Here is a 24,619-nt window from a genome sequence, read left to right as displayed (position 1 = left end):
CCCTAGCCGTTCAGTCGGGTGAAGCTCACTCCGCCGCTGCAACTTTCTTCATTGGCCGACGCTCCAGCAATTCCTTCAGGAAATGCCCGGTATAGGAGCGCTTCTCCTTGACGATGGTTTCCGGCGTGCCGATCGCCACGATCTCTCCGCCACCATCGCCGCCTTCTGGACCGAAATCGAGGATCCAGTCGGCTGTCTTGATCACTTCGAGATTGTGCTCGATGACCACGACCGAATTGCCCTGGTTGACCAGCTCGTGCAGCATTTCCAGAAGCTTGGCGACATCGTGGAAGTGCAGCCCGGTTGTCGGTTCGTCGAGAATGTAGAGCGTGCGGCCCGTCGATCGCTTCGACAGCTCCTTGGCTAGCTTGACGCGCTGCGCCTCGCCACCCGAAAGCGTATTGGCCTGCTGCCCGACCTTGATATAGCCGAGGCCGACGTCCTTCAGGCTCTGCAGCTTGTCGCGCACGGCGGGGACGGCCGCAAAGAAATCGACGCCTTCCTCGACCGTCATGTCGAGCACATCGGCGATCGACTTGGTCTTGAAGGTGACGTTCAGCGTTTCCCTGTTGTAGCGCTTGCCGTGGCAGACGTCGCAGGTGACGTAAACGTCAGGCAGGAAGTGCATCTCGATCTTGATGACGCCGTCGCCCTGGCAGGCTTCGCAGCGGCCACCCTTGACGTTGAAGGAGAAGCGACCCGGCTGATAACCGCGCGCCTTGGCCTCCGGCAGCCCGGCGAACCAGTCTCGGATCGGCGTGAAGGCGCCGGTATAGGTCGCCGGGTTCGACCGCGGCGTGCGGCCGATCGGCGACTGATCGATGTCGATCACCTTCTCGATATGTTCGAAGCCGTCGATGCGATCATGATCGGCCGGGATTTCACGCGCGCCCATGACGCGCCGCGCAGCCGACTTGTAAAGCGTCTCGATCAGGAAGGTGGACTTGCCGCCGCCCGAAACACCCGTGACCGCGGTGAAGACACCGAGCGGAATGGAGGCCGTGACATCCTTGAGGTTGTTGCCCCTTGCGCCGACGACCTTGATTTCCTTGCCCTTCTTGGGCTTGCGACGCTCTTCGGGAACGGGCACGCCAAGTTCGCCGGAGAGATATTTTCCCGTCAGCGACTTCGGGTTCGCCATGATGTCCTGCGGCGTCCCGTGCGCGATGACCTGGCCGCCATGCACGCCGGCGGCGGGACCGATATCGACCACGTCGTCCGCCGTCAGGATCGCATCCTCGTCATGCTCGACCACGATAACCGTGTTGCCGATATCGCGCAGGTGCTTCAACGTCTCCAGAAGGCGGGCATTGTCGCGCTGATGCAGACCGATCGACGGCTCGTCGAGTACGTAGAGCACGCCCGTCAGACCCGAGCCGATCTGCGACGCCAGCCGGATGCGCTGGCTTTCGCCGCCCGAAAGCGTGCCGGAATTACGCGACAGGCTCAGATATTCGAGGCCGACATCGTTCAGGAAGCGCAGGCGATCGCGGATCTCCTTCAGGATGCGCACGGCAATTTCGTTCTGCTTGTCTGTAAAAGTCTCAGGCAGCTCGTTGAACCAGTCACGGGCGACACGGATCGACATTTCCGCCACCTGGCTGATGTGCAGCTTGTTGATCTTGACCGCGAGGGCTTCCGGCTTCAGGCGATAGCCATTGCAGGCCGGGCAGGGCGCCGCCGACATGTAGCGCTCGATCTCTTCTCGCGCCCAGGCGGAATCGGTTTCTTTCCAGCGGCGCTCAAGGTTCGGCACGATGCCTTCGAAATTCTTGTGCGTCGTGTAGGAGCGCGCGCCATCGGCATAATGGAATTCAATCTTGTCTTCCGTGCCGTTCAGAATGACGTCCTGCGCCTTTTCCGATAGCTCGTTCCAACGGCTGCCAAGCTTGAAGCCGTAATGCTTGCCAAGCGCTTCGAGCGTCTGGTTGTAATAGGGCGAGCTAGACTTGGCCCACGGGGCAATCGCACCATCGCGCAAGGTGCGCTCCGGCTCCGGCACAATCAGATCCGGATCGATCTTCTGCTGCGAGCCTAGGCCGTCGCAAGACGGACAGGCGCCGAAGGGGTTGTTGAACGAGAACAGACGCGGCTCAATCTCGGGAATGGTGAAGCCGGAAACCGGGCAGGCGAATTTCTCCGAAAACAGCACGCGTTCGTGCGTCTCGTTCAGCGACTTGTTGGCCGAGCCGCCGGCAGCGGTTTCCTCTGGTGGCAACGGCTTGTCGGCGAATTCGGCAACGGCCAGGCCATCGGCAAGGCGCAGGGAGGTTTCAAAGCTGTCTGCCAAACGAGATGCCATATCGGGGCGGACGACGATACGGTCGACCACCACGTCGATATCGTGCTTGTATTTCTTGTCTAGCGCCGGCACGTCTGTGATCTCGTAGAACTGCCCGTCGACCTTGACGCGCTGGAAGCCCTTTTTCATGAGCTCCGCCAGTTCCTTCTTGTATTCGCCCTTACGTCCCCGCACCAGCGGCGCAAGAATATAGAGCCTGGTGCCTTCCTCGTAGGCGAGCACGCGGTCCACCATCTGGCTGACGGTCTGGCTCTCGATCGGCAGGCCTGTAACTGGCGAATAGGGCACGCCGACGCGGGCAAACAGCAGGCGCATATAGTCGTAGATTTCTGTGACCGTGCCGACCGTCGAGCGCGGATTGCGCGATGTCGTCTTCTGTTCGATCGAAATGGCTGGCGACAGACCGTCGATCTGGTCGACATCCGGCTTCTGCATCATTTCGAGAAACTGGCGCGCATAGGCCGAGAGGCTCTCGACATAACGGCGCTGGCCTTCGGCGTAGATGGTGTCGAAGGCAAGCGATGACTTGCCCGAGCCGGAAAGCCCGGTCATGACGATCAGCTTGTTGCGCGGCAGGTCGAGATCGATGCCCTTGAGATTGTGCTCGCGAGCACCACGTATGGAAATAGTCTTCAGTTCGCTCATCGTCTTACGCTTATCCCTTGGAGTCTGCCCTTATTTAGTGATGCCAAGCCGTGAGTCGAGGCTGAAAAGAAGGACAGGGCCAGGTTTTCGATTCCGTTGACAGGATCATAAAGACAAATTAGAACAAAGAAAGAACAAAATTGCCTTTGGACATTTCTTTGTGGATGAAGAGCCCTCAGGCGGTGCTTGGATGACACCTGAGGACAGCAATGGTCTAAGGTGTGCGGATAAAATTTAAGAGCCGTCGATGGGCGGCAAGCAGGGTGGTGTCATGGCCGGTAGTGTGAACAAGGTAATTCTGATTGGAAATCTCGGGGCGGATCCGGAAATTCGCCGCACGCAGGACGGCCGCCCGATTGCCAACCTCAACATCGCGACATCGGAAACCTGGCGCGACCGCAATTCCGGCGAGCGCAAGGAAAAGACGGAATGGCACCGCGTCGTCATCTTCAACGAAGGCCTCTGCAAGGTTGCCGAGCAGTACCTGAAGAAGGGTGCCAAGGTCTATATCGAAGGCGCACTCCAGACCCGCAAGTGGCAGGATCAGAACGGCCAGGATAAGTATTCGACCGAAATCGTGCTGCAGGGCTTCAATTCGACGCTGACCATGCTGGACGGCCGTGGCGAAGGCGGCGGCGGTGGCTCCTTCGAGGGCGGCGGTCGCGGCGGACGTAGCGGCGGTGGCGACTTTGGCGGCGGCGATTACGGTGGCGACGATTACGGCCAGCCATCGTCGCAAGGTTCTTCCCGTGGCGGAAGCGGTGGTCGCGGTGGCGGCAGCCCGGCAGGTGGCGGCGGAAACTTCTCGCGCGATCTGGACGACGATATTCCGTTTTGAGCCTTCCGGCCCGAACATCTGGATTTTCAAAGGCCTGCCTTCATCGGCAGGCCTTTTTCACGGCAGCTTCAGCGCTGCCCGCGCGCCGTCGACGACGAATTGGGCGGCAAGCGCGGCGAGGATCACGCCGAGCAACCGTGTCAGAATGGCTCTGCCGGTTGCTCCCAGCATGCGGTCGAGCCTGTCCGAAACAGCAAGTGCTGCAAACACCACAATGAGGTTGACGGCGATGACGCCGATCAGTTGCGCTCGGTCGAGCATGGTCTGCAGCGAGCCGGCGAGCAGGATCGTGGCGGAGATCGCGCCGGGGCCGGCAATCAGCGGCAGGGCGAGGGGAAAAACTGCGATATTACGGATATGATCCTTGGTTATCGCGACCTCGGTCGTCTTTTCCTTTCTGTCCTGCCGCCGCTCGAACACCATCTCGAAGGCGATCCAGAACAGCAGCAGTCCGCCCGCGATGCGGAAGGCGCCGATGGAGATGCCGAGAACTCCAAGCACACTCGCGCCGAACAGGGCGAAGGCCGCCAGGATGAAGAAGGCGATGAGCGAGCCGCGCAGCGCCACCTGCTTGCGTTCGGCGCGGTTCATGCCGACGGTGAGGCCGATGAATAGCGGCGCAAGGCCAGGTGCATCGACGGTCACAAGCAGCGTCGTAAAGGCATTGATCAGCGTGTCTGCGCTCGCCATATGATCCCCGGCAACGGTTCTTTGTCGTTGTTATGACCCATTGTTATGCGAGGAATAGACTTTCGCAAAGCGCAATGCACCGCTATAGGCAGGTTGCGCCACGGAAATGTTCGATTTCATGGCTTAAAGGGGCAAAAGCCTGTTCAAAAACATCGGGCTAAATTGGCGCTCGCCGAGCCTTTCCGCTATAAATTTCGCAGTGATTCTAAAAGAGATCGTGATCTGTTTTGACTGAGCAAACACCATCCGGCGGCGGGAAGCTCCCGCCAGGCATAGAGCCGATTTCCATCATGGAGGAAATGCAGCGGTCGTATCTCGGTTACGCCATGAGCGTGATCGTCAGCCGCGCGCTTCCCGATGTCCGCGATGGTCTCAAGCCCGTTCACCGGCGCATCCTCTATGCAGCGCATGAAAGCGGTTATCACTGGAACCGCAAATACGTGAAGTCGGCCCGTCCGGTTGCCGACGTCATGGGTAAATACCATCCGCACGGCGACGCCTCGATCTACGACGCCTTGGTCCGCATGGCGCAGCACTGGTCGCTTCGTGTGCCGCTAATCGACGGGCAGGGGAACTTCGGTTCGATCGACGGCGATCCGCCGGCGGCAATGCGTTATACCGAATCGCGCCTGACGAAAGTTGCCCACGAGCTTCTCGAGGATATCGACAAGGAAACGGTCGATTTCCAGGAAAACTACGACGCGACCATGGAAGAGCCCAAGGTTCTGCCGGCGCGCTTCCCCAACCTGCTCGTCAACGGCTCGGGCGGCATCGCCGTGGGCATGGCGACGAATATCCCGCCGCACAATCTCTCGGAAGTGGTCGATGGCTGTATCGCCCTGATCGACAATCCGGCGATCGAGCTGCCTGAAATCATGGAGATCATCCCCGGTCCGGATTTCCCGACGGGCGCCAAGATCCTCGGTCGCGCCGGCATCCGCTCCGCTTACGAGACCGGTCGCGGCTCCGTCGTCATGCGCGGCGTTGCCACGATCGAGCCGATGCGCGGCGATCGCGAGCAGATCATCATCACCGAAATTCCCTTCCAGGTGAACAAGGCGTCGATGATCGAGAAGATGGCCGAGCTGGTGCGCGACAAGCGCATCGAGGGCATCTCCGATCTGCGTGACGAATCCGACCGTCAGGGCTATCGCGTCGTCGTCGAACTGAAGCGTGATGCCAATGCCGACGTCATTCTGAACCAGCTTTATCGCTATACGCCGCTGCAGACCTCTTTCGGCTGCAACATGCTGGCGCTGAATGGCGGCAAGCCTGAGCAGATGAACCTGCTGGACATGCTGCGCGCCTTCGTGGTCTTCCGCGAAGAGGTGATCAGCCGTCGTACGAAGTACCTGCTGCGCAAGGCGCGTGATCGCGCACACGTCTTGGTCGGCCTTGCAATCGCCGTCGCCAACATCGACGAAGTCATCCGCGTTATTCGCGGCGCTCCGGATCCGCAGTCGGCGCGCGAAGAACTGATGACCCGCCGCTGGCCGGCCGCAGACGTTGAATCTCTTATCCGGCTAATCGATGACCCGCGCCACCGCATCAACGACGACGGCACGTACAACCTTTCGGAAGAACAGGCGCGTGCCATCCTCGAACTGCGTCTGGCACGTCTGACCGCTCTCGGCCGCGACGAAATCGACGAAGAGCTCAATCAGATCGGCGTCGAAATCAAGGATTACCTCGATATTCTCTCATCGCGTGTCCGTATCCAAACCATTGTAAAGAATGAGCTTATCGCTGTTCGCGACGAGTTCGGGACGCCGCGCCGCACCGAGATCGTTGATGGCGGTCTGGAGATGGACGATGAGGACCTGATTGCCCGCGAGGACATGGTCGTCACCGTTTCGCATCTCGGCTACATCAAGCGCGTGCCGCTGACGACCTACCGTGCTCAGCGCCGAGGCGGCAAGGGCCGCTCCGGCATGACGACGCGTGACGAAGATTTCGTTACCCGGCTATTCGTATTGAACACGCATACGCCGGTTCTCTTCTTCTCCTCGCGCGGTATCGTCTACAAGGAGAAGGTCTGGCGCTTGCCAATCGGCACGCCGACGTCGCGCGGCAAGGCATTGATCAATATGCTGCCCCTGGAGCCCGGTGAGCGCATTACGACCATCATGCCACTGCCTGAGGACGAGGATACCTGGGATAACCTCGACGTCATGTTCACGACGACGCGCGGTACCGTGCGCCGCAACAAGTTGTCGGACTTCATTCAGGTCAACCGTAACGGCAAGATCGCCATGAAGCTCGAAGAGGAGGGTGATGAAATCCTCTCCGTCGAGACCTGCACCGAGCAGGACGACGTGCTGATGACGACGGCGCTTGGCCAGTGCATCCGTTTCTCCGTTTCGGATGTACGCGTCTTTGCCGGCCGCAACTCGATCGGCGTTCGCGGCATCAATCTCGCAGCCGGCGACCGTATCATCTCCATGACGATCGTTCGCCATGTGGACGCTGAGCCCTGGGAGCGTGCTGCCTATCTGAAGCGGTCGGTTCTCGATCGCCGCACGGCGACGGGCGAGGAAGAGGAAATCGCCCTGGTCGGCGAGGAAGTCACCGAAGAGGGACAGCTGAGCGACGAGCGCTACGAAGAACTGAAGGCACTGGAGCAATTCGTGCTCACGGTATCGGAAAAGGGCTTCGGCAAGCGTTCCTCCTCTTACGATTTCCGTATCTCCGGCCGTGGCGGCAAGGGTATCCGCGCCACCGACACGTCGAAGACGGGCGAAATCGGCGAACTCGTCGCCGCCTTCCCGGTCGAGGATGGCGATCAGATCATGCTCGTTTCCGATGGCGGCCAGTTGATCCGCGTTCCCGTCGGCGGCATCCGCATCGCCAGCCGCGCCACCAAGGGTGTGACTATCTTCTCGACCGCGAAGGACGAAAAGGTTGTCTCCGTGGAGCGCATCAGCGAGCCGGAAGGCGAAGATGATGCAGGCTCAGAGGACGAGGCCGTCAATGGCGAGTCCACCGAGGCCGGCAGCGATGTTGATGGCGCCAGCGAGGAATAAGGCTCGCAGCGCACGACGCTGAAGCGAAGGCGGGCGTAAGCTCGCCGCAGTTAGAAAAATCGCCCGGGTCTGCCATGAAAAGCAGGCCCGGGCGATTTCTTTTGGATCGATACCCAGATTGACCCGCGAGCTGGAATTTCCGGGATGCCGGCCGTGCTATTCAGCCTGCCTGTTGATCGAAGAAAAAGGCGGCAAAACCTCCAGGCTTCCCCGATCCAGTTGCGCTAAAACCTCGCCGTAACCGAAGCGAGGACGCCATCCCAGCGCGACATTTGCCGACGTCGAAGCATAGATGCGGTCGATCGTTTGCGGCAGAGACCACCTTCGGCGGTCGAATTCTGCGGCAAGCATCGGAGCACGCAATCTGATGACGGAGGCCGCGTCAGCCTCCAGAGCTTCACAATCCTCTGGCTTGAAGGGCGTTTCGGTCGAAACGATGTGCCTTTGAAAGTGATCGCCCGTATTGATCAAGGCGGCCGCATGGGCATCGGCGACATCGCGGATATCGATGCCACGATGCAGGCGATAGGCAGCCATTGCATCGGCAGGCTCTGGGAAACTACGAGACATGCGTAGAACGCGTACCTGCAAATCTGAACAGACCATGTCCTCCAGGAGCTGCTCAGCCTCCAGTTTCGTCCGATGATAGATGCTTCTCGGTTCAGGCACGGTATTCTCGTCGATCCATCGGCACTGCCCGGAAACGACGGCATGGCCATAGAGCGCCGTGGTGCTGGTAAATACCAGCCGCTTGATACCGGCCGCCAGAGCGGCCTCGGCTAGAAGGCGCGTTCCTTCGACATTGATGCGGCGAAATTCATCGTCCGATATGGTCCCGACGTGGGGAGCATGCAGTGCTGCGCAATGAACAATCGCATCGGCATCGGCCAGAGCGTCCTCCAATAATCCCGTGTCGGTAAAATCGCCGACAAGATGCGTCGTCGAGAATGGCGAGCGATCGACGCCGACGAGCGTGTGGCTCGTCGCCAAGCTATTGAATATGGCGCGGCCGAGCCGCCCGGAGCTGCCGGTCAGGACAATGCGCATACCGTTACCTCGATGAAATTGAACATCCCCATCGCGATTGAGGCGATAGCCTCGCTTTATGTCGCAAAATCAGCGGCTTGCGGCAACTTGAATATATCCGGAAAAGCCGAAAAATGATGTTGGCACTCCGGAAACGAAAAAACCGGACGCTTGGGGCGTCCGGTTAAAAGTCCAGCCGAGCTCTTGGTGGGGAGAAGTGCTCGGTACGCGGAGATCAGAGCGTCTTGTGACGCTTGTGCAGCCTTTTGCTTTCTTCGCTTTCGCGATGGAGCGCCAAAATGGTGGATGCGACTGAGACAACAAACATGATGCTGATGAAAAGCGTAAGCAGCGTCAAAATCGTGAACATGATCGCTCCCCTCCTTGGTGGGACTAGCGTTCAGATCCCTTAGTACTGGCTCGAGACAATGTAGGGACGAGCCGAAGCAAAGGGACCATAGACCTTCGACTGGTCGGTTTTCTGATCGTAAAGCGCGATGGTAGCTGCCAGCATTCCCGTAATCATGGTCATCCAAACAGCGTTAATGAGGGTGATCTTACCGGGCATGCTCATCTTCCTTCTTGCCGCAACGTGCAATCTGAGTTCGGTGGTTAAACGCAGCGGTTCGCAAATGGTTCCGCCGATGTTGAGGTGGTATCTAGCAATGCGCTCCTGAAGCCATCTTGAATGCCTTGTTCATCTGGCGTTCAGATTCGCGATGCGTTTTGCGCATGGCAATGGCGATTTCTTGAGCAGAATTCATACCTTTGGCGGTTTCCGCGGGTGAAGTCCATTCGATCTCGTAGTTGTCGGCGAGAAGATGAACGAGGTATTCCACGAAAAATGAACCGATGACGGCGCCTGCAATAATGAAGACCAGCATGGCATGACATTCCTTGAGCCTGATATCGACAAGCCGTTGAGAGAGGCCCGTTTCGATGTTGGTGCCAGTAAAGCATTCTCGATCTGAAACGGGCTTGAACATCGCGTTCATCTACGGTTCAGAGGCGGCCCACGGGTTGCAAATGACTTGCGATGCGGCCCCATCCGTGACAAAAGGCGTCGAAACAACGAGCCGGCTTGGTATGACGACAGCCTTTTATCCCGGATCTTTCGACCCGATGACCAACGGACATCTGGATGTCCTCGTGCAGGCGCTGAATGTCGCTGCCAAGGTCATCGTTGCGATCGGCATTCACCCCGGAAAGAAACCGCTTTTTTCTTTTGAAGAGCGGGCGGAATTGATCCGCAGATCGCTTGGTGAGGCCCTGCCGCAAAAGGTGGGCGACATTTCCGTTGTGGCTTTCGACAATCTGGTGGTTGACGCAGCGCGCGCGCATGGCGCCACCTTGCTGGTCCGTGGCCTGCGCGATGGCACGGATCTCGACTATGAAATGCAGATGGCCGGCATGAACAGGCAGATGGCGCCGGATATTCAGACGCTGTTTCTGCCTGCCGGCACTGCCTCGCGGCCCATAACCGCCACATTGGTGCGGCAGATCGCATCCATGGGCGGCAATGTCAGCGCCTTCGTGCCGCCGGCGGTCCTCGAAGCCCTGACTGGCAAACTCAAAGATGCGGCTGACGCCAAGAGCTGAGCCGAAATCCATTTTCGAACGGAGCACCCATGAAACTCTTTCATATCGCATTGGCAGGCTTTTTGGGCCTTGCCGCCCTCGCAGGCAGCGCATTCTCGGCCGCAGCTGCCGATCTTCTGACGATCCAGCTCAAGGATGGCCCGGTCGTCATCCAGTTGATGCCTGAGGTCGCGCCGAAGCACGTCGCACAGATCGAAGCGCTGGCGAAGAAGGGTGCCTATGACAACGTCGTCTTCCATCGCGTCATCGATGGCTTCATGGCCCAGACCGGCGACGTCCAGTACGGCAACACCACCAAGGGCTATGATGCGAACAAGGCCGGCACCGGCGGTTCCGATCTGCCCAACTTGCCTGCAGAATTCTCCAAGGTTCCGTTCACGCGCGGTGTTGTCGGCATGGCGCGCGCCCAGGATCCGAATTCTGCCAACTCGCAGTTCTTCATCATGTTCGCCGATGGCGCTTTCCTGAATGGCCAGTACACGGTTGTCGGCAAGGTCATCTCCGGCATGGAACTCGTCGACAAGATCAAGCGCGGCGAGGGCCAGAACGGCGAAGTGAGCAACCCGGACAAGATGGTCAAGGTCACCGTCACCAAGAAGTAATGTCACGGGCATGATCCCCAAAAGTACCACGCGGTTTTTGGACAAGATCACGCGCAATCAAAACACAGAAAGAGGAAACGAACATGGCTGAGATCAAGGATCCAGAAAACACCCTCATCCTGGAAACCACCAAGGGCCAGGTTGTCATTCAGCTTCTGCCGCAGGTCGCTCCTGAGCATGTTGCCCGCATCAAGGAACTTGCCCGCGAAAAGGCCTACGACAACGTCGTGTTCCATCGCGTCATCGATGGCTTTATGGCTCAGACCGGCGATGTCGAGCATGGCAAGGTCGGCGGCAATACGGCGCGTGCCGGCACAGGCGGCTCGTCCAAGCCGGACCTGAAGGCTGAATTTTCCGCCACCTCGCATACGCGCGGCACCTGCTCAATGGCCCGTTCGCAGAACCCGAACTCGGCCAACTCGCAGTTCTTCATCTGCTTCACCGATGCGCCTTGGCTCAACAAGCAGTATTCCGTCTGGGGTCAGGTGATCAGCGGCATGGACAATGTCGACAAGATCAAGCGCGGCGAGCCGGTCAAGGATCCGGATTCGATCGTATCCGCGCGGGTTGCCGCCGACGTCTGATCGTGATTATTCCTGAAACCCGCCTCTTGCGCCTTGGGCGTGGGGGCGGGTTTCGCTTTGCCTGGATGAGTTGAATGCGTGTTGACCTTTTCGATTTCGATCTGCCGGATGAGCGTATTGCGCTTCGGCCCGCCGAGCCGCGCGATAGCGCGCGCCTGCTCGTTGTCGATCCGAATGCCGGCGATAACACGCTGAGTGATCATCTGATCCGGGATCTGCCATCCTTTCTGCAACCCGGCGACGCCATGGTCTTCAACGATACCAGGGTGATCCCGGCGCAACTGGAAGGTATTCGCCATCGCGAGGCGCACCCGGCCAGCAGGTTTCCGCGACCTTGCATATGCGTGTGGCGCCCGATCGCTGGAAAGCCTTCGCCAAACCCGGCAAGCGCATCAAGATCGGCGACCGTATCCAGTTCGGCCATGGTGAAAATGTCTGCGCGCTCGGTACGCTGGACGCGACTGTCGAGGACAAGGGCGAGGGCGGTGAGATTACGCTGTTGTTCGATCTCTCCGGTCCGGCGCTGGACGAAGCGATTGCCACCGTGGGGCATATTCCATTGCCGCCCTATATTGCCGCCAAGCGTCCGGAAGACGAGCGCGATCGCGCCGATTACCAGACGATCTATGCGCGCGAAGAAGGCGCTGTCGCCGCGCCGACGGCCGGCCTGCATTTCACGCCATCGCTGTTTGCCACGCTCGATGCCATGGGCGTCGAACGCCACTTCGTGACGCTGCATGTCGGCGCCGGCACCTTCCTGCCAGTCAAGGCCGACGATACCGACGACCACAAAATGCATTTCGAGATCGGCTATGTCGATGCTTCGACGGCCGCAAAGCTGAATGCCGTGAAGGCGAGGGGTGGGCGCATCGTCTGCGTCGGCACGACGTCGCTGCGGCTGATCGAAAGTGCTGCCGCCGACGATGGCACAGTTCAGCCCTGGCAAGGCGCCACCGGTATCTTCATCACACCTGGCTACCGCTTCAAGGTTGTCGACATGCTGATGACCAATTTTCACCTGCCGCGCTCGACCCTCTTCATGCTCGTATCGGCCTTCGCCGGCCTCGATACGATGCGCGCGGCCTATACCCATGCTATCGAGAAGGGCTATCGCTTCTATTCCTATGGCGATGGCAGCCTGCTCCACCGGAAAGACTAGACGAGATGAGCGAGAGCTTTCAGTTTCAATTGAAGAAGACCAATGGCGGCGCTCGTCTTGGTGAAGTCTCTATGCCGCGCGGCACGATCCGTACACCGGCCTTCATGCCAGTCGGTACCGTCGGCACGGTCAAGGCCATGTATCTCGACCAGGTGCGCGAAAGCGGCGCCGACATCATCCTCGGCAATACCTATCACCTGATGCTGCGTCCGGGCGCCGAACGCGTCGCCCGTCTCGGCGGGTTGCACGAACTGATCCGCTGGCCGCATCCGATCCTGACCGATTCCGGCGGATTCCAGGTGATGTCGCTTTCCGGCCTGCGCAAGCTCGATGAGCAGGGTGTTACCTTCAAGTCGCATGTCGATGGCAGCCTGCATCATATGTCGCCCGAGCGTTCGATCGAGATCCAGGGCCTGCTTGGCTCCGATATCCAGATGCAGCTCGACGAATGCGTGGCTTTGCCATCGACTCCCAAAGAGATCGAGCGCGCCATGGAAATGTCCCTGCGCTGGGCGGATCGCTGCAAGGTGGCCTTCGGTGATCAGCCGGGCAAGGCAATGTTCGGCATCGTTCAGGGCGGCGATATCCCCGAGCTACGTGTTCGCTCCGCGCAGGCCCTCAGTGGACTGGACCTGAAAGGTTATGCCGTCGGCGGTCTTGCCGTTGGCGAGCCGCAGGAGGTCATGCTTCGCATGCTCGAGATCACGCTGCCCGAGCTGCCGACACAAAAGCCGCGCTACCTGATGGGCGTCGGCACGCCGGACGATATCCTAAAGTCTGTGGCCCGGGGTATCGACATGTTCGATTGCGTCATGCCGACGCGCTCAGGCCGTCACGGGCTGGCCTTCACCCGCCGCGGCAAGGTCAATATCCGCAATGCACGCCATGCAGAGGACATGCGCCCGCTCGACGAGCAGTCCAACTGCCCGGCCTCGCGCGACTATTCCCGCGCCTATCTGCATCATCTCGTCCGCGCCAACGAGGCGCTCGGCGGCATGCTGCTTTCCTGGCACAATCTCGCCTATTATCAGGAGTTGATGCAGGGCATCCGCAAGGCGATCGCCGAGGATCGTTTCGCCGATTTCATGGCTGAGACGCAGGAAAACTGGGCGAGGGGTGATTTGGAGCCGGTGTAACGTACCGTCTTTTAGCACCTCGCTTTGAACAAGGGTATCATGGCCCATTCTCGCATATGATTTTTCGTGCGGCACCATGCCAGATGTAGTGACCCGAAGTCTGATCGGCGCAACGATCGATCCAGTCGTTGATCTTGTTAAAGGCTATGGCCAAAAGCACTAAATACAAGAAACCTCCGAGCATCAGAGTGTAGACAGCGATACGAAGAAATCTTGCCAACTTGGTGCCGATTGCCATGTTTCTTCCAATCTCTGTCATCAGTCATATCTAAGACGCCAGCTGGTTCATTATCTGTAGTATCAATCTCTGATTGAATTTCGACCGTTTCATGTTTTGTCGAAAGGGCGATGGATCTTGCTCCTATCGCAATTTCGCGCTAATCGAAGCTCGTCGAAAAAGGCAGGGTCGGATCGGTAAGCCCGACCCCTTCCATGCGGAAGATCTGCTCCTCGCCTCTGGCGTGAGAACCCACGACGCGGAACTTGGCCATTGTGGTTAAGTGTCCCGCGTTGGCGTGGGCCGTTTCGACCGACATGTCTCCGCGGGAATGCCTCTTGGAGCTGTCATGAGATTGAATCACTTAGATCTTCACGTTCCCGATGTCGCCGCGACCCGGGATTTTCTTGTCTCCGTTTTTGGTCTGACCGAGGTCGAAACGCGCGGGGCGAATGGCCTTGCGATTCTACGCGACGATGCCGGTCTTGAGCTTGTCATCAGCCGGCCGATCGAGAAATTCGGTGGGGCCGATAGCATATCCGTTGGCCATAACACCTACCATATCGGCTTCATGCAGCCCTCTCGCGAGGCGGTGGATGTGCTCTATGAACGAGCAAAATCGTCCGGTTGCGAGATCGGGCAGCCGCCTGCCGCGATACGCGGAGGGTGGCTGTTTTATTGTTTTGCCCCGGGGCGGATCCTCATCGAGGTAGGCTGGCGGATGGAGCTCACCCGCGTAGTAAATCATTTATTATCAATTGATTGCTAACCTTAATCAACGTTATTTCGAGCCAGTTGAAGCGAGGGTGCCAAGACGCATTCGGTGCTTCGACTGCGCTCGCAATATGGCTTTGTGACAAGAAAGCATTGGGAAAAGTAACGAATCGGAATAAACGGTCCATCCGCCATTGATAAGCTTCACTGGCTAAATTGATTGCGCGACGCTTGGAATTTCAAATAAATCCGGCTACAACGCTTTCTCTTGATCGATAAGGGCTGTTCTATTGAAACTAGGAGGCACCTGCCGTTGAGGGCGCAACGCAAGTTTGGGGCATGTCTTTCAGGGCTATTGATCGTTGGTCTGGCAGCAACTGGCTGTACGACGACGCAGAAGACATCCCCCGCTCCACGCACTGCCACGAAGCCTATTCGCGGCGCGAAAGTGACGTATAATTACACCGCGAAGGACAAAGAGTGTCTTGAGCGCGCGATGTATTTCGAGTCAGAGCGTTCCGATCCGAGCGGCTATATGGCTGTCGGCACGGTCGTGATGAACAGATTGACCTCCGGCGCTTATCCGCCGACAATCTGTGGCGTCGTATCTCAGGAAAAGCAGTTCGCTCCAGGCGTAATGTCCAAGGAAGTCAAGGATCAGGCGAAGCCGGATCTTGATAACGCTGCTTCGGCGATCCTGCGCGGCGAACGGCATCCCCAGGTGAAAGACGCTATGTTCTTTCATACCGAAGGCCTCAGATTCCCATACGACAATATGCACTATGTCGCCTATGCTGGCGGAAATGCTTTCTACGAAAAGCGTGGCCGTGATGGCGAATTGCAGACGCCTGCGCCGCTTCCGGCTTACGAGGTCGCGATGAACTACGTGCCTGGGCAAGGCATGTCGGCAACGCAGTCGCCATTCACGCTACCGGAAACGCAGCCTGCGGTGCCGCAAGTGTCTACTGTTGCCGCCTTTACGCCGGTCTCCAATCCGACTGTCGTAATGCCTGCAACGACAACTCCAATTCCGACGGCAACTTATATTCCCGCGGCTGTTCCCATTCCCACACCGGCTCCGACGTTTATTTCCACACCTCTCTCGGATGAAAATGCAGCCGCGGCGCCGGCTCCGATTTCAACGGTCGTTATTCCGCAGCCACGCCCCGAACTCGAGGGAACCAGCCTGTCCGCCAAATCACCTAGAATTCGAGGCTGATAGGGCTTGCCACCTCATTTCGACGGCGCGCAGCAGACGCGCCGTCTCCAGGCACTCAGATGCCTTCACTGGTGGTATTTTTAAGAATCTGCACGCCATTGATCTTGTAGCTACCGTCCGGCTGGCGGGTTATCTGATAGATAGCCGTCCAGTCCTTGCCGTCGGTGCCGGTGATCAGCACCTCCTGATAGACGACGGCGCCATTGTCGATGGCGCGGCTTTTCCCAAAAGCGTAGTTGCCCGGGTGATAGACCGGTTGGTAGGCCTTCTTCACCATGGCAAAGAAGGTATCCTTGTCTGGAAACATCGCCTTGATACCGGGCGCCGCGAAAGAATAGGCGGCGGTCGCATCGTTGTGAAGGAAGGCGCCAATTTGATCCTGGATAAGGCTTTGGGCCGTTTGCACAGGATCTTCCGCGCGTGCTGTCGAAGCAAGGATCAGGCAGAGTATGGCGGCGGCTACGGGAAATGCACGCATAGGCGATCTCCAGCTATCTATTCGATCAGAATAGCGCGCTTCCCGTTCCGGCGAAAGCGGTTACTGCCAGCGGCGGAAGAGGGCGCTGGCATTGACGCCGCCGAACCCGAAGCCGTTGGAGATCGCATAATCCATGGCCATCGGCCGGGCGGTGGCACCAACAATATCGATGCCCTCGGCCGCCGCATCCGGTTCCTGCAGATTGCGGGTCGGAGGGGCGATCTGGTCGCGCAACGCCATGATGGTGAAGATCGCCTCCATGCCGCCGCCGCACCGAGAAGATGGCCCGTCGCCGCCTTCGTGCCGCTGACGGCAATCGCGCCATCGCGGCCGAACACCGTCTTGATGGCTTCCATCTCACCATGGTCGCCGACAGGCGTCGAGGTCGCGTGCGCATTGAGATGCTTGACCTCCGCAGGCGAGATCTTAGCCTGCGACAGAGCCGCGAGCATGGCCCGCCGTGCGCCATCGCCATCCTCCGGACCGGCCGTCATGTGATAGGCGTCGGCGGCCGTGCCATAGCCGACAAGTTCGGCAAGTGGCGTGGCGCCGCGGGCAAGCGCATGGCTCCAGCGTCTCGATGTCAAGCATGCCGGCGCCTTCACCCATGACGAAACCGTCGCGGGCGCTGTCGAAGGGGCGGGAGGCTTCCTCCGGCCTGTTGCTGAAGCCGGTGGAAAGGGCGCGGGCTGCTGCAAAGCCTCCGAGGCTGACTTTGTCGATGCAGGCTTCGGCACCACCGCAGATGGCAACATCGGCTTCGCCGGAGCGGATCAGGCGTGCCGCATCGCCGATTGCCTGGACGCTGGCGGCGCAAGCCGTGACCGGCGCACCGAGCGGTCCCTTGTAGCCATAGCGGATGCTGATCTGGCCGGCGGCGAGATTGACGAGGAAGGATGGGATGGTGAAGGGCGACAGGCGCCGCACACCGCGCGTTTCGGCCGTGCGCACCGCGTCGGCGATCGCCGGAAAGCCGCCGACCCCAGAGGCTATGATCGTGGCGGTGCGTTCCAGATCGCCCAGCGCAGTCGGCTGCCAGCCGGATTGAAGGATCGCCTCCTCGGCAGCGGCCATGGCGAAGAGGATGAAACGATCCATCTTCTTCTGGTCCTTGATCGGCACATAGCGGTCGACATCGAAGCCGGCTTCCGCGTCCTCTTCAAGGCTCGGAACGACACCGCCCACCTTGGCCGCGAGATCGCCAACCATGTCCTCGGGCAACAGCCTGAGGCCGGAGCGCCCGGCGATCAACCGCTGCCAGCTCGCGTTGACGCCGACACCAAGAGGTGAAACCAGGCCCATGCCGGTTACGACGATACGATCCATGTCTTGCTCCTATTTCGCTCAGGCGTCGAAGCCCAAGAACCATGCTTTCATCTGAGCGATGCGCTCATGAACCTCATCGTCGGCTGCAGGCCCCGGCACCAATATGGTGTCTTCTGGATGGAAGGCGCGGCCGGTTACCCTGTCGATCAGCAGCGGATCGCGGTCTTCTCCGGTATTTGCATCGGCGAGCCGCATCGAGACTTCCTCTGGCGGCAGATGCTGATTGCCCCAGGTGAAGAGCGCCATCAGAACAGGAAAGAAATCCCGCCCCCTGGCAGTCAGCACATATTCGTAGCGTGGCGGCCGCTCATTATAGAGGCGCCGCTCGAACAGGCCTTCATCGGTCAAGTGCTTGAGCCGTCGTGTGAGGATGTTCGGCGCGACGCCGAGATTTTTCTGAAATTCATCGAACCGGCTCAAACCCTGAAACGCGTCGCGCAGGATCAGGATGCTCCACCAGTCACCGACGCTTTCAAGCGCGCGAGCGGCGGGGCATTTGAATGTACTGAAGCTGGTTCTTTGCATGCGACGGCGAATAGCACGAGTAACTATCATAATGCAAGTTACTATAGCCGGCAAAAGGCAGGCTGAGACGTCAGTACGGAGGCGCCTTCAGAGCGCGCTGTCGTTTTACCGCCTCGGTCCACCATGAGAGGTCGTCGGCGAAGCGGGGAAAAGCTCTCGCAAGGGCATCGCCGCCGCTTCCGAGAGGTTTGTTGTCTGCGTCCAATGCTGCCGAGATATTGGCGACGGCGAGGGTGCTTGAGATCACGACCATTCCCATCTCCGAAAGGGTGCCATGCCAGGGGCCTGCCGCATGCGCGCCGGAAAGGCGGCCGCCTGAGTAACTGGCAATGGCGGCTGGCCGCCAGAACCACTCCTCAAGGTAATGATCGGTCAGATTCTTCAGACCTGGCTGCATGCCCCAATTGTATTCGCCGGTCACAAAAATAAAGGCATCGGCGTTCCGGATTTTCGCCGCAAGCTTCTCCATTTCCGGCGGAGCAGAGCCTTTCGGATATTCCTTGTACATCCGATCGAGCATTGGCAGGCCAATATCTTTGGCGTCGATCAGTTCCGCGTCGTCTCCGCGCTCGCGAAGGCTGTTGACGATGTAATTCGCCAGACGGATGCCGACGCGATCCGACCGATAAGAGCCGTAGAGAACCAGGATATTGTTGGTCATTGTTGAATATGTCCTCCATAGCCAACGCAGAAATAAAGTGGACGCAAGCCATCGCCACACGCATAGCCGGCAGCCAACGCGCTAAGTCGCATGGAAAGGATATAGATCTAATTCCGGAGCTCTGACAGGCGCTCCAACAAAATGGGGCGCCGCAAGGGGCTGAATGTAACCCTTCCACTTGGGCGAGACGGACGACTAGGTTTGCGACTCCGCCGGTACGGAAGTCGTTACCTCATCCTCCGGAATATCGTCGAAGGAAGCGTAGTTGAGGTTGTAGAGCTTCGAATAGAGTTTGCCGTTGGCCATGAGCTGGTTGTGATTGCCGCTCTCGATCAGCTGCCCGTTCTGCAGGACGATGATGCGGTCGGCCTCGCGGATGGTGGCAAGGCGGTGGGCGATCACGAGACCCGTGCGGCCTTCGAGCAGCTTGACCAGCGCCTTCTGGATCAGCATTTCGGTATAGCTGTCGATATTCGCCGTAGCCTCGTCCAGCACCAGGATCTTGGCGTCCGCTACGAGGGCACGCGCAAAACTGACAAGCTGGCGCTGGCCAAGCGAAAGACCGCCGCCGCGTTCGCCGAGAATGGTCTCGTACCCATCAGGCAACCGCTCGATGAACTCATGCGCACCGACCGCCTTGGCGGCTTCGATGGCCTCCTCGCGCGTTGCTTCCGCCTTGTTGTAGCGAATGTTCTCCAGCACCGTACCGGTGAAGAGGTAGGGTTCCTGCAGCACCATGGCGACCTGGCGGCCAAGCGAATCCTGGGTGAGGGAGCGCACGTCGTGACCACCGACCAACACCTCGCCCTGTTGCACATCGTAGAACCGATGGATGAGCGCCATGGAGCTGGACTTGCCCGAGCCCGTGGGGCCGATCAGCGCTACGGTCTCGCCGGGATTGACCTTGAAGCTGACATTCTTCAGCACCGGATGGTTGGGATTGTAGCCGAAGACGACGTCGCGGAACTCAACCGAGCCGTCCATATCGGGCGAAAGCTCCTTGGCGTCGGGCGCATCCTTGATGTCTATCGGCACATCGAGCACTTCGGTCAAGCGCTGGCCCGAAGCCATGGCGCGCTGCATGACGGAATATTGCATGGTGAGCGAGCGGATCGGATCGAAGAAGCGCTGAATGTAGAACAGGAAGGCGACCATGATGCCGACATCGAGCTTGTGGTTCAGAACCATCGAACCGCCGACGATGATGACGATCGCCATGGCCATTCCGGTCAGCGTATCGACGATCGGCACCATGATCTGGGCATAGCGCGCCGCGGTTAGATGCGCTTCGAGATTGGTATGGGCCTTGTCGTCGAAAAGCGAGAAGTTGACCCCTTGCCGGTGCATGCCCTGCACGGCGCGCACGCCATGAATCGCTTCCGCCAACGCGCCGTTGGTAATGGAGTTCGTCTCATGCGCGTTCATGAACGCGACGCGCGCCTTCGGCAGCCAGAACAGCCGAACGATGAAGAGGATCGGCATGACCGACAGCGTCAACAGGCCCAGCCGGAAATCAAGCGACAGCATGACGATGACGATGCCGAAGAGCAGGGCAATGTCGCCGACGGAAAGTACTGAAGTTTCAAGGAATTCCTGCATGGAGTTAACGTCGCCTTGAAGGCGCGACATCAAGCGTCCAACTTCCGTCTTGTCCATGAAGGAGAGCGAGACGCGTTGCAGATGGGCGAACATCGCGCGGCGTATGTCGAACAGCACCTCTTCCGCGACCTCGCCGACATAGGTCTCCTGGACATAGCTTGCGCCGTAGTTGACGAGAATCGCGACTGCGAAAATCCCCAGCGACAACCAGAGCGCCGAGTAATCGATCGCTCCCGGCGCCATCGCATTGTCGATCGCGTGGCGAATGACCAGCGGTATGACGATCTGCGACGCCGTGAACAGCAACACGGCGACCACCGAAATATAGATCTGGCGGCGATAGGGGCTAACGAAGGACCAGATACGACCGATGATCTTTGTGTCGAAGACCTTGCCGAAGATTTCTTCCTCGACGCGATGCGAACCGACCACAGCACGGGGAGGGCGACGTCCATCTTCGCGCACGTCGTTGCGCTCGGTTTCGATAGTTTCCGACATTGTCAGACCTCCCTTTTCGCTCTTTCGAGCTTGCCGCCGGATGTCTTGACGACATCGTCCTCAGGGCGAACCTGCAGATCGTAAAGCGCCTTGTACCGGCCACCCGCGGCCAAAAGCTGCTCATGGGTTCCGCGCTCGACGATCTTGCCATCCTCGATGAACAGGATCTGGTCGGCATGCATCAGCGAACTCAGTCGGTGAGCGACGATCAGCGTCACCCGGTCGCGGGCGAAGCGCTTCATGGCGCTGCGGATACGCTGTTCGGTTGCCGCGTCGATGGCGGCGGTGGAATCGTCGAAAACCATCACTGCCGGTTTCAGCATCAGAGTCCGTGCAATGGTCAGACGCTGGCGCTGGCCGCCGGACAGCTGACACGCCGCGCTCGCCGACGACGGTGGTGTAGCCTGCCGGCAGGCCAAGAATGTAGTTGTGTAGCTGCGCCGACTCGGCGGCACGCTCGATCCGGCCTTCTTTCGCCCAGGGGTCGCCATAGGCGATGTTGTTCTCGATGCTCGTCGTGAACAGGAAGGAATCCTGCTGCACGACGGCGGACGTTCTGCCTGAGGGATTGCAACGTCGCCTTGCCGATGTCCTGGCCGTCGATGGTAATCCGGCCGGAGGTCACGTCATAAAAGCGCGGAATGAGATGAGCGATGGTGGATTTGCCGCTGCCAGGTGGCCCGACGATGCCGATCGTCTCGCCGCGTCTTGCCTCGAAACAGATATCCTTCAGCACCGGGCGCTTGTCCGGACCCGGATAGCTGAAGCCGACATTTTCGAAGCGCAACACGCCCTCGGTTACCGCCAATGGCTTTGCGTCCGGAGCATCCTTGATCGGGATGTCGAGATCGAGCAGCGCAAATAGGCGCGAGCCGCAGGTTGAAGCACGGGCGAAGGCATTGACCATCAGCCCGAGCTGGCGCACCGGCATCTGCAGGATGGTCATGAAAGTGAGGAATGAGGCGAGGGTGCCGACGCTGATTTCACCGGCGATCACCTTGAGGCCACCTACCCAGAGCACGAGGCCCATGGCGATGAAGAAGGAGAGGTTCATCGCGCTGGTATTGATGACGCGGATGCCGACACGCTTGTGGGCGAGGGTAAGCGCGCTGTGTGAGGCACGGTCGAATTTCGCAATTTCGTGCAGCTGCGCCGCGAAAGCGCGGACGACACGAATGCCGCCGAGATTTTCTTCCATCACGCGCGTCAACACGGAAAGGCGTTCCTGCAGGTCGAGCCAGGTCGCACGCAACCTCAATTGCGTGACGGAGGAGCGCCAGGCCACGAAAGGCACGAAACTCAACGCGAGAAATCCGAGGACAACATCGGTCGACAGCAAGAGGTAGGCGCCGACACCGATGAGCACGCTGAGCAGCAGCATGCGCACCAGTGCGGTGGAGAAGTACATGCGCACCCCTTCCAGATCGAGCAGCCCGACGGTGATGAGGTCACCGGAATGCACCTTGTCGTGGAAGCTGAAGGAGAGCTGCTGGATCTTCTCATAACAGGCGAGCCTGAGTTCGTAGCCCATATGGTGGCCGACGGACTCGCTGTAATAGTTCTGCACCATCGTGAACAGGCCGCGCAGAATGCTGATGACGAGCAGCAGCAGGGCGGTCGTCAGCAACGCATTCTCGGCAATATGCCCGGCCGCTCCGCCTGCGACCGCCGTCTGCGTCTGGTCGACCGCACGGCCAAGCAAGCGCGGAATCATCAACTGCAACGTTGCAGCTACAAAAGTTGCCCCAATGGCGAAGCTTGTCTGCCAGGGATGGCGCAGCGTCATATGGGTGATCCGCACGATGGTGGAGAGACCTTGTCCCCAACCGGTCGCATTGACATGCGCACGCGAAGCCAAGGACTTCGCGGCGCTTCTTGATGAATCGCTGCTCACGCTTTTATCCAGGTGTTTTCAAGTGAGGCGGGCCCGGAGTCGGGTTCGTATCTCAGGGGAAGTATTGATAGGATGAATTTTGCCGATTCCGTGGCGAGGTTCAAGAGTCAATTGGTCACAAGTCCCACGCGAACGTTAGATTGCGTGTTCGAAAAATTATCGATGAGATGTCGGCATCGAAATCGGCGGGACGTCCTTGGAGCACTAAGCCTGAAACAAGGAGGACATTATGCGCAAGGTCATAGCAGCAACATTCATCAGCCTCGACGGCGTCATGCAGGCACCCGGCGGCCCGCAAGAGGATCCGACCGGTGGTTTCCAGCATGGCGGCTGGGTATTTCCCCATGCCGACGAAGCGACAGGCAAGATCCTTTTCGAAATCTTCGAAAAGCCGTTCGATCTTCTGCTCGGACGCAAGACCTATGATATTTTCGCGGCCCATTGGCCGCATATCGGCGACGACGATCCTATCGCCAGGCAGTTCAACTCGGTCACCAAATATGTCGCCACGCGCGGAAGCGGTGCGCTGAGGTGGAACAACAGCCGGTCGCTCGGCAGCGATGTCGTGGCGGCGATCAAGGCGTTGAAAGCAGGTGAGGGACCGGATCTCCTCATCCAGGGCAGTGGTGATCTCATTCAGACCCTGCTGCGCCACGGGTTGATCGACGAATTCAGCCTGATGATCTTTCCGCTCGTGCTTGGCGGCGGCAAGAAGCTGTTTGCCGACGGCGCCGTCCCGGCCGCGATGAAGCTGCTGCGCACGCAGTCGTCTCCGACGGGTGTCGTCTTTGCGACCTATCAGCCGGATGGTCCGGTCAAGACGGGCTCCTTCGCTTTGCCCGATCCGTCGGACGAGGAAATCGAGCGTCGCAACCAGCTACAATGATTGATGGCGCGGGGGAGCTTGAAGAGCTGTCTCCTATAGAGACTAGGCTTCATGCTCCCGGTCATCTTGAAGTTCACGCAGGGATTTCAGGATCTCGCGAAGTCCTTTTGTGAGGTGCTTGTCACGGCGTAGCACGATGCCGAGCTGTCGGACGAGCCGCGGCTTGAGCGGCGAAGTCACCAACCGGTCCGACTCCTCACGCCGCAGCGCCATGTCAGGAAGGACAGACCATCCAAGACCCGCAGCGACTAGCTCCTTGATGGCCTCGACACTTCCGAACTCCATGGCCGGCTCTGGACGAACTCCGGAAGCCTCGAACCATTCGTTGGTGGCGCGACGCGTGTTTCCGCCTTCATAAAGCAGGAGTGTCTTGTCCTTCATGAATTCCACATCTGGTCCGCCATCTGGCATCACGCTTCCCTTTGGCGCCACGGCCAGAAGCTCGTCCTCATGAAATGGCTCGACCTCGAGGGAACGGCCGGAGGCGGGCAGGGCTACCACAGCCAGATCCAGCGCATTGGCTTCGAGATCACGGAGAATCTCGTCGATATTGCCGACGCGGACGATGATTTCGAGATCGGGCATGCGCTTCTTTGCGATGGCGATGGCGCGTGGCAGCAGATGGATTGACGCGGTGCCACCGCTGCCGATCCGCACACGGCCACTCGAGCCCTCGCGAAAAGGCATCATCGCCTCTTCCGCCAGGGAACAGGCTTCGATGATGCGACGCGCTTGGGGAATGAGCTCTAGTCCCGCCGGCGACGGCTGTGCCCGCCGTCCCACGCGTTCGATCAATCTCACACCGAGACGTTGCTCCAGAAGCTTCACCTGCAGGCTGACGGCCGGTTGCGTGAGTCCGGCCTTATCGGCAGCGGCCGTGAAGCTGCCGAGATCGACGACATTGAGGAAGGCGCCAAGCTGATCCAGATTAAGCAACAAAAGAATTCCTTATGGATTGTATAATTACCATAAGCTTCTTTCATTACGTTCACCAGTGC

General features: G+C 59.2%; 21 protein-coding genes and 3 pseudogenes. 10 read left to right on the top strand and 14 right to left on the bottom strand.

All coding sequences use genetic code 11. The annotated features are described in order from the left end of the window. Nucleotides 1-25: 25 nt before the first annotated feature. Nucleotides 26-2,947: an excinuclease ABC subunit UvrA gene (gene uvrA / locus BSK43_RS21175; protein WP_136687146.1), complete on the bottom strand. Its 2,922-nt coding sequence runs from the start codon at nucleotides 2,945-2,947 to the stop codon at nucleotides 26-28. Nucleotides 2,948-3,218: 271 nt separating this feature from the next. Between uvrA and BSK43_RS21170 the strand changes: the two genes are divergently transcribed. Further along, complete coding sequence (locus BSK43_RS21170; protein WP_077471181.1) at nucleotides 3,219-3,785, top strand: single-stranded DNA-binding protein; 567 nt, start codon at nucleotides 3,219-3,221, stop codon at nucleotides 3,783-3,785. Between the two features lie 57 nt (nucleotides 3,786-3,842). Here BSK43_RS21170 and BSK43_RS21165 read toward each other — a convergent pair whose 3' ends face one another. Continuing rightward, the gene (locus tag BSK43_RS21165; RefSeq protein ID WP_077471132.1) at nucleotides 3,843-4,475 is read right to left on the bottom strand and encodes a MarC family protein; all 633 of its coding nucleotides are present in this window, start codon (nucleotides 4,473-4,475) and stop codon (nucleotides 3,843-3,845) included. 227 nt (nucleotides 4,476-4,702) lie between these two features. Between BSK43_RS21165 and gyrA the strand changes: the two genes are divergently transcribed. Continuing rightward, a complete protein-coding gene (gene gyrA, locus BSK43_RS21160; RefSeq protein WP_077471131.1) occupies nucleotides 4,703-7,498 on the top strand; it encodes a DNA gyrase subunit A in 2,796 nt (931 codons plus the stop codon). Between the two features lie 156 nt (nucleotides 7,499-7,654). On the opposite strand, the gene BSK43_RS21155 is transcribed toward gyrA, so the two are convergent. The 4 genes from BSK43_RS21155 to BSK43_RS21150 all read right to left on the bottom strand — a co-directional run bounded on the left by BSK43_RS21155 (nucleotide 7,655) and on the right by BSK43_RS21150 (nucleotide 9,519). After that, nucleotides 7,655-8,545 (bottom strand): NAD(P)-dependent oxidoreductase, encoded by an 891-nt coding sequence (locus tag BSK43_RS21155; protein ID WP_077471130.1) that lies wholly within the window; start codon nucleotides 8,543-8,545, stop codon nucleotides 7,655-7,657. Between the two features lie 214 nt (nucleotides 8,546-8,759). Then, complete coding sequence (locus tag BSK43_RS36005) at nucleotides 8,760-8,894, bottom strand: hypothetical protein (RefSeq protein ID WP_267550938.1); 135 nt, start codon at nucleotides 8,892-8,894, stop codon at nucleotides 8,760-8,762. Nucleotides 8,895-8,933: 39 nt separating this feature from the next. Beyond that, nucleotides 8,934-9,098: a hypothetical protein gene (locus tag BSK43_RS35150; RefSeq protein ID WP_169055425.1), complete on the bottom strand. Its 165-nt coding sequence runs from the start codon at nucleotides 9,096-9,098 to the stop codon at nucleotides 8,934-8,936. 85 nt (nucleotides 9,099-9,183) lie between these two features. After that, the gene (locus BSK43_RS21150) at nucleotides 9,184-9,519 is read right to left on the bottom strand and encodes a hypothetical protein (protein ID WP_246662641.1); all 336 of its coding nucleotides are present in this window, start codon (nucleotides 9,517-9,519) and stop codon (nucleotides 9,184-9,186) included. 91 nt (nucleotides 9,520-9,610) lie between these two features. Here BSK43_RS21150 and coaD point away from each other — a divergent pair, with 91 nt between their 5' ends. The 5 genes and pseudogenes from coaD to tgt all read left to right on the top strand — a co-directional run bounded on the left by coaD (nucleotide 9,611) and on the right by tgt (nucleotide 13,604). Then, nucleotides 9,611-10,123 (top strand): pantetheine-phosphate adenylyltransferase, encoded by a 513-nt coding sequence (gene coaD, locus BSK43_RS21145; protein WP_077471179.1) that lies wholly within the window; start codon nucleotides 9,611-9,613, stop codon nucleotides 10,121-10,123. 29 nt (nucleotides 10,124-10,152) lie between these two features. Continuing rightward, entirely contained in the window at nucleotides 10,153-10,725 is a 573-nt protein-coding gene (locus BSK43_RS21140) for a peptidylprolyl isomerase (RefSeq protein WP_068386608.1), read from the top strand. Nucleotides 10,726-10,808: 83 nt separating this feature from the next. After that, a complete protein-coding gene (locus BSK43_RS21135) occupies nucleotides 10,809-11,309 on the top strand; it encodes a peptidylprolyl isomerase (protein WP_068386614.1) in 501 nt (166 codons plus the stop codon). A 74-nt stretch (nucleotides 11,310-11,383) separates the two neighbouring features. Further along, nucleotides 11,384-12,468: pseudogene (gene queA, locus BSK43_RS21130) on the top strand (tRNA preQ1(34) S-adenosylmethionine ribosyltransferase-isomerase QueA). Nucleotides 12,469-12,473: 5 nt separating this feature from the next. Beyond that, nucleotides 12,474-13,604 (top strand): tRNA guanosine(34) transglycosylase Tgt, encoded by a 1,131-nt coding sequence (tgt, locus tag BSK43_RS21125; protein WP_077471129.1) that lies wholly within the window; start codon nucleotides 12,474-12,476, stop codon nucleotides 13,602-13,604. Between the two features lie 37 nt (nucleotides 13,605-13,641). On the opposite strand, the gene BSK43_RS21120 is transcribed toward tgt, so the two are convergent. After that, a complete protein-coding gene (locus BSK43_RS21120; RefSeq protein ID WP_077471128.1) occupies nucleotides 13,642-13,842 on the bottom strand; it encodes a hypothetical protein in 201 nt (66 codons plus the stop codon). Nucleotides 13,843-14,170: 328 nt separating this feature from the next. Between BSK43_RS21120 and BSK43_RS21115 the strand changes: the two genes are divergently transcribed. Beyond that, on the top strand, nucleotides 14,171-14,590 hold the full coding sequence (locus BSK43_RS21115) for a VOC family protein (protein ID WP_077471127.1): 420 nt from the start codon (nucleotides 14,171-14,173) through the stop codon (nucleotides 14,588-14,590). 258 nt (nucleotides 14,591-14,848) lie between these two features. After that, nucleotides 14,849-15,754, top strand: coding sequence for a cell wall hydrolase (locus BSK43_RS21110; protein ID WP_077471126.1), 906 nt, complete (start codon nucleotides 14,849-14,851; stop codon nucleotides 15,752-15,754). Nucleotides 15,755-15,809: 55 nt separating this feature from the next. Here the strand turns inward: BSK43_RS21110 and BSK43_RS21105 are convergent, their stop codons facing one another. From BSK43_RS21105 to BSK43_RS21080, 6 genes and pseudogenes are all read right to left on the bottom strand, one after another. After that, entirely contained in the window at nucleotides 15,810-16,232 is a 423-nt protein-coding gene (locus BSK43_RS21105; RefSeq protein ID WP_077471125.1) for a DUF4864 domain-containing protein, read from the bottom strand. A 60-nt stretch (nucleotides 16,233-16,292) separates the two neighbouring features. Then, nucleotides 16,293-17,558, bottom strand: a pseudogene (gene fabF, locus BSK43_RS21100) (beta-ketoacyl-ACP synthase II). Between the two features lie 18 nt (nucleotides 17,559-17,576). Then, nucleotides 17,577-18,083 carry a helix-turn-helix domain-containing protein gene (locus BSK43_RS21095; protein WP_077471123.1) on the bottom strand — a complete coding sequence of 169 codons (507 nt, stop codon included), beginning with the start codon at nucleotides 18,081-18,083 and terminating at the stop codon, nucleotides 17,577-17,579. Nucleotides 18,084-18,153: 70 nt separating this feature from the next. Further along, nucleotides 18,154-18,744: an NADPH-dependent FMN reductase gene (locus BSK43_RS21090; RefSeq protein WP_077471122.1), complete on the bottom strand. Its 591-nt coding sequence runs from the start codon at nucleotides 18,742-18,744 to the stop codon at nucleotides 18,154-18,156. 195 nt (nucleotides 18,745-18,939) lie between these two features. Next, nucleotides 18,940-20,841: an ABC transporter ATP-binding protein gene (locus BSK43_RS21085; RefSeq protein WP_077471121.1), complete on the bottom strand. Its 1,902-nt coding sequence runs from the start codon at nucleotides 20,839-20,841 to the stop codon at nucleotides 18,940-18,942. A gap of 2 nt (nucleotides 20,842-20,843) precedes the next feature. Further along, nucleotides 20,844-22,735, bottom strand: a pseudogene (locus BSK43_RS21080) (ABC transporter ATP-binding protein). Between the two features lie 229 nt (nucleotides 22,736-22,964). On the opposite strand from BSK43_RS21080, the gene BSK43_RS21075 reads away from it, so the two are divergent. Continuing rightward, nucleotides 22,965-23,621 carry a dihydrofolate reductase family protein gene (locus BSK43_RS21075; RefSeq protein ID WP_077471120.1) on the top strand — a complete coding sequence of 219 codons (657 nt, stop codon included), beginning with the start codon at nucleotides 22,965-22,967 and terminating at the stop codon, nucleotides 23,619-23,621. A gap of 42 nt (nucleotides 23,622-23,663) precedes the next feature. On the opposite strand, the gene BSK43_RS21070 is transcribed toward BSK43_RS21075, so the two are convergent. Continuing rightward, nucleotides 23,664-24,560, bottom strand: coding sequence for a LysR family transcriptional regulator (locus tag BSK43_RS21070; RefSeq protein WP_077471119.1), 897 nt, complete (start codon nucleotides 24,558-24,560; stop codon nucleotides 23,664-23,666). Nucleotides 24,561-24,619 lie beyond the last annotated feature (59 nt).

Origin of the sequence: Rhizobium sp. P44RR-XXIV (assembly GCF_001999485.2) — a bacterium.
GTDB lineage: Bacteria > Pseudomonadota > Alphaproteobacteria > Rhizobiales > Rhizobiaceae > Rhizobium.
The sequence above is the reverse complement of the archived record's forward strand: the minus strand, read 5'-3'. Positions and strand labels throughout refer to the sequence as shown.

Bases quoted from the DNA above. Each gene is read 5' to 3' on its own strand.
- BSK43_RS21090 (WP_077471122.1), bottom strand. From the start codon at position 18,744: ATGACCAACAATATCCTGGTTCTCTACGGCTCTTATCGGTCGGATCGC.
- BSK43_RS21105 (WP_077471125.1), bottom strand. From the start codon at position 16,232: ATGCGTGCATTTCCCGTAGCCGCCGCCATACTCTGCCTGATCCTTGCT.
- BSK43_RS21120 (WP_077471128.1), bottom strand. From the start codon at position 13,842: ATGGCAATCGGCACCAAGTTGGCAAGATTTCTTCGTATCGCTGTCTAC.
- BSK43_RS35150 (WP_169055425.1), bottom strand. From the start codon at position 9,098: ATGAGCATGCCCGGTAAGATCACCCTCATTAACGCTGTTTGGATGACC.
- BSK43_RS21170 (WP_077471181.1), top strand. From the start codon at position 3,219: ATGGCCGGTAGTGTGAACAAGGTAATTCTGATTGGAAATCTCGGGGCG.
- tgt (WP_077471129.1), top strand. From the start codon at position 12,474: ATGAGCGAGAGCTTTCAGTTTCAATTGAAGAAGACCAATGGCGGCGCT.
- uvrA (WP_136687146.1), bottom strand. From the start codon at position 2,947: ATGAGCGAACTGAAGACTATTTCCATACGTGGTGCTCGCGAGCACAAT.
- BSK43_RS21075 (WP_077471120.1), top strand. From the start codon at position 22,965: ATGCGCAAGGTCATAGCAGCAACATTCATCAGCCTCGACGGCGTCATG.
- BSK43_RS21135 (WP_068386614.1), top strand. From the start codon at position 10,809: ATGGCTGAGATCAAGGATCCAGAAAACACCCTCATCCTGGAAACCACC.
- BSK43_RS21095 (WP_077471123.1), bottom strand. From the start codon at position 18,083: ATGCAAAGAACCAGCTTCAGTACATTCAAATGCCCCGCCGCTCGCGCG.
- BSK43_RS36005 (WP_267550938.1), bottom strand. From the start codon at position 8,894: ATGTTCACGATTTTGACGCTGCTTACGCTTTTCATCAGCATCATGTTT.
- BSK43_RS21150 (WP_246662641.1), bottom strand. From the start codon at position 9,519: ATGAACGCGATGTTCAAGCCCGTTTCAGATCGAGAATGCTTTACTGGC.
- BSK43_RS21140 (WP_068386608.1), top strand. From the start codon at position 10,153: ATGAAACTCTTTCATATCGCATTGGCAGGCTTTTTGGGCCTTGCCGCC.
- BSK43_RS21165 (WP_077471132.1), bottom strand. From the start codon at position 4,475: ATGGCGAGCGCAGACACGCTGATCAATGCCTTTACGACGCTGCTTGTG.
- coaD (WP_077471179.1), top strand. From the start codon at position 9,611: ATGACGACAGCCTTTTATCCCGGATCTTTCGACCCGATGACCAACGGA.
- BSK43_RS21085 (WP_077471121.1), bottom strand. From the start codon at position 20,841: ATGTCGGAAACTATCGAAACCGAGCGCAACGACGTGCGCGAAGATGGA.
- BSK43_RS21155 (WP_077471130.1), bottom strand. From the start codon at position 8,545: ATGCGCATTGTCCTGACCGGCAGCTCCGGGCGGCTCGGCCGCGCCATA.
- BSK43_RS21115 (WP_077471127.1), top strand. From the start codon at position 14,171: ATGAGATTGAATCACTTAGATCTTCACGTTCCCGATGTCGCCGCGACC.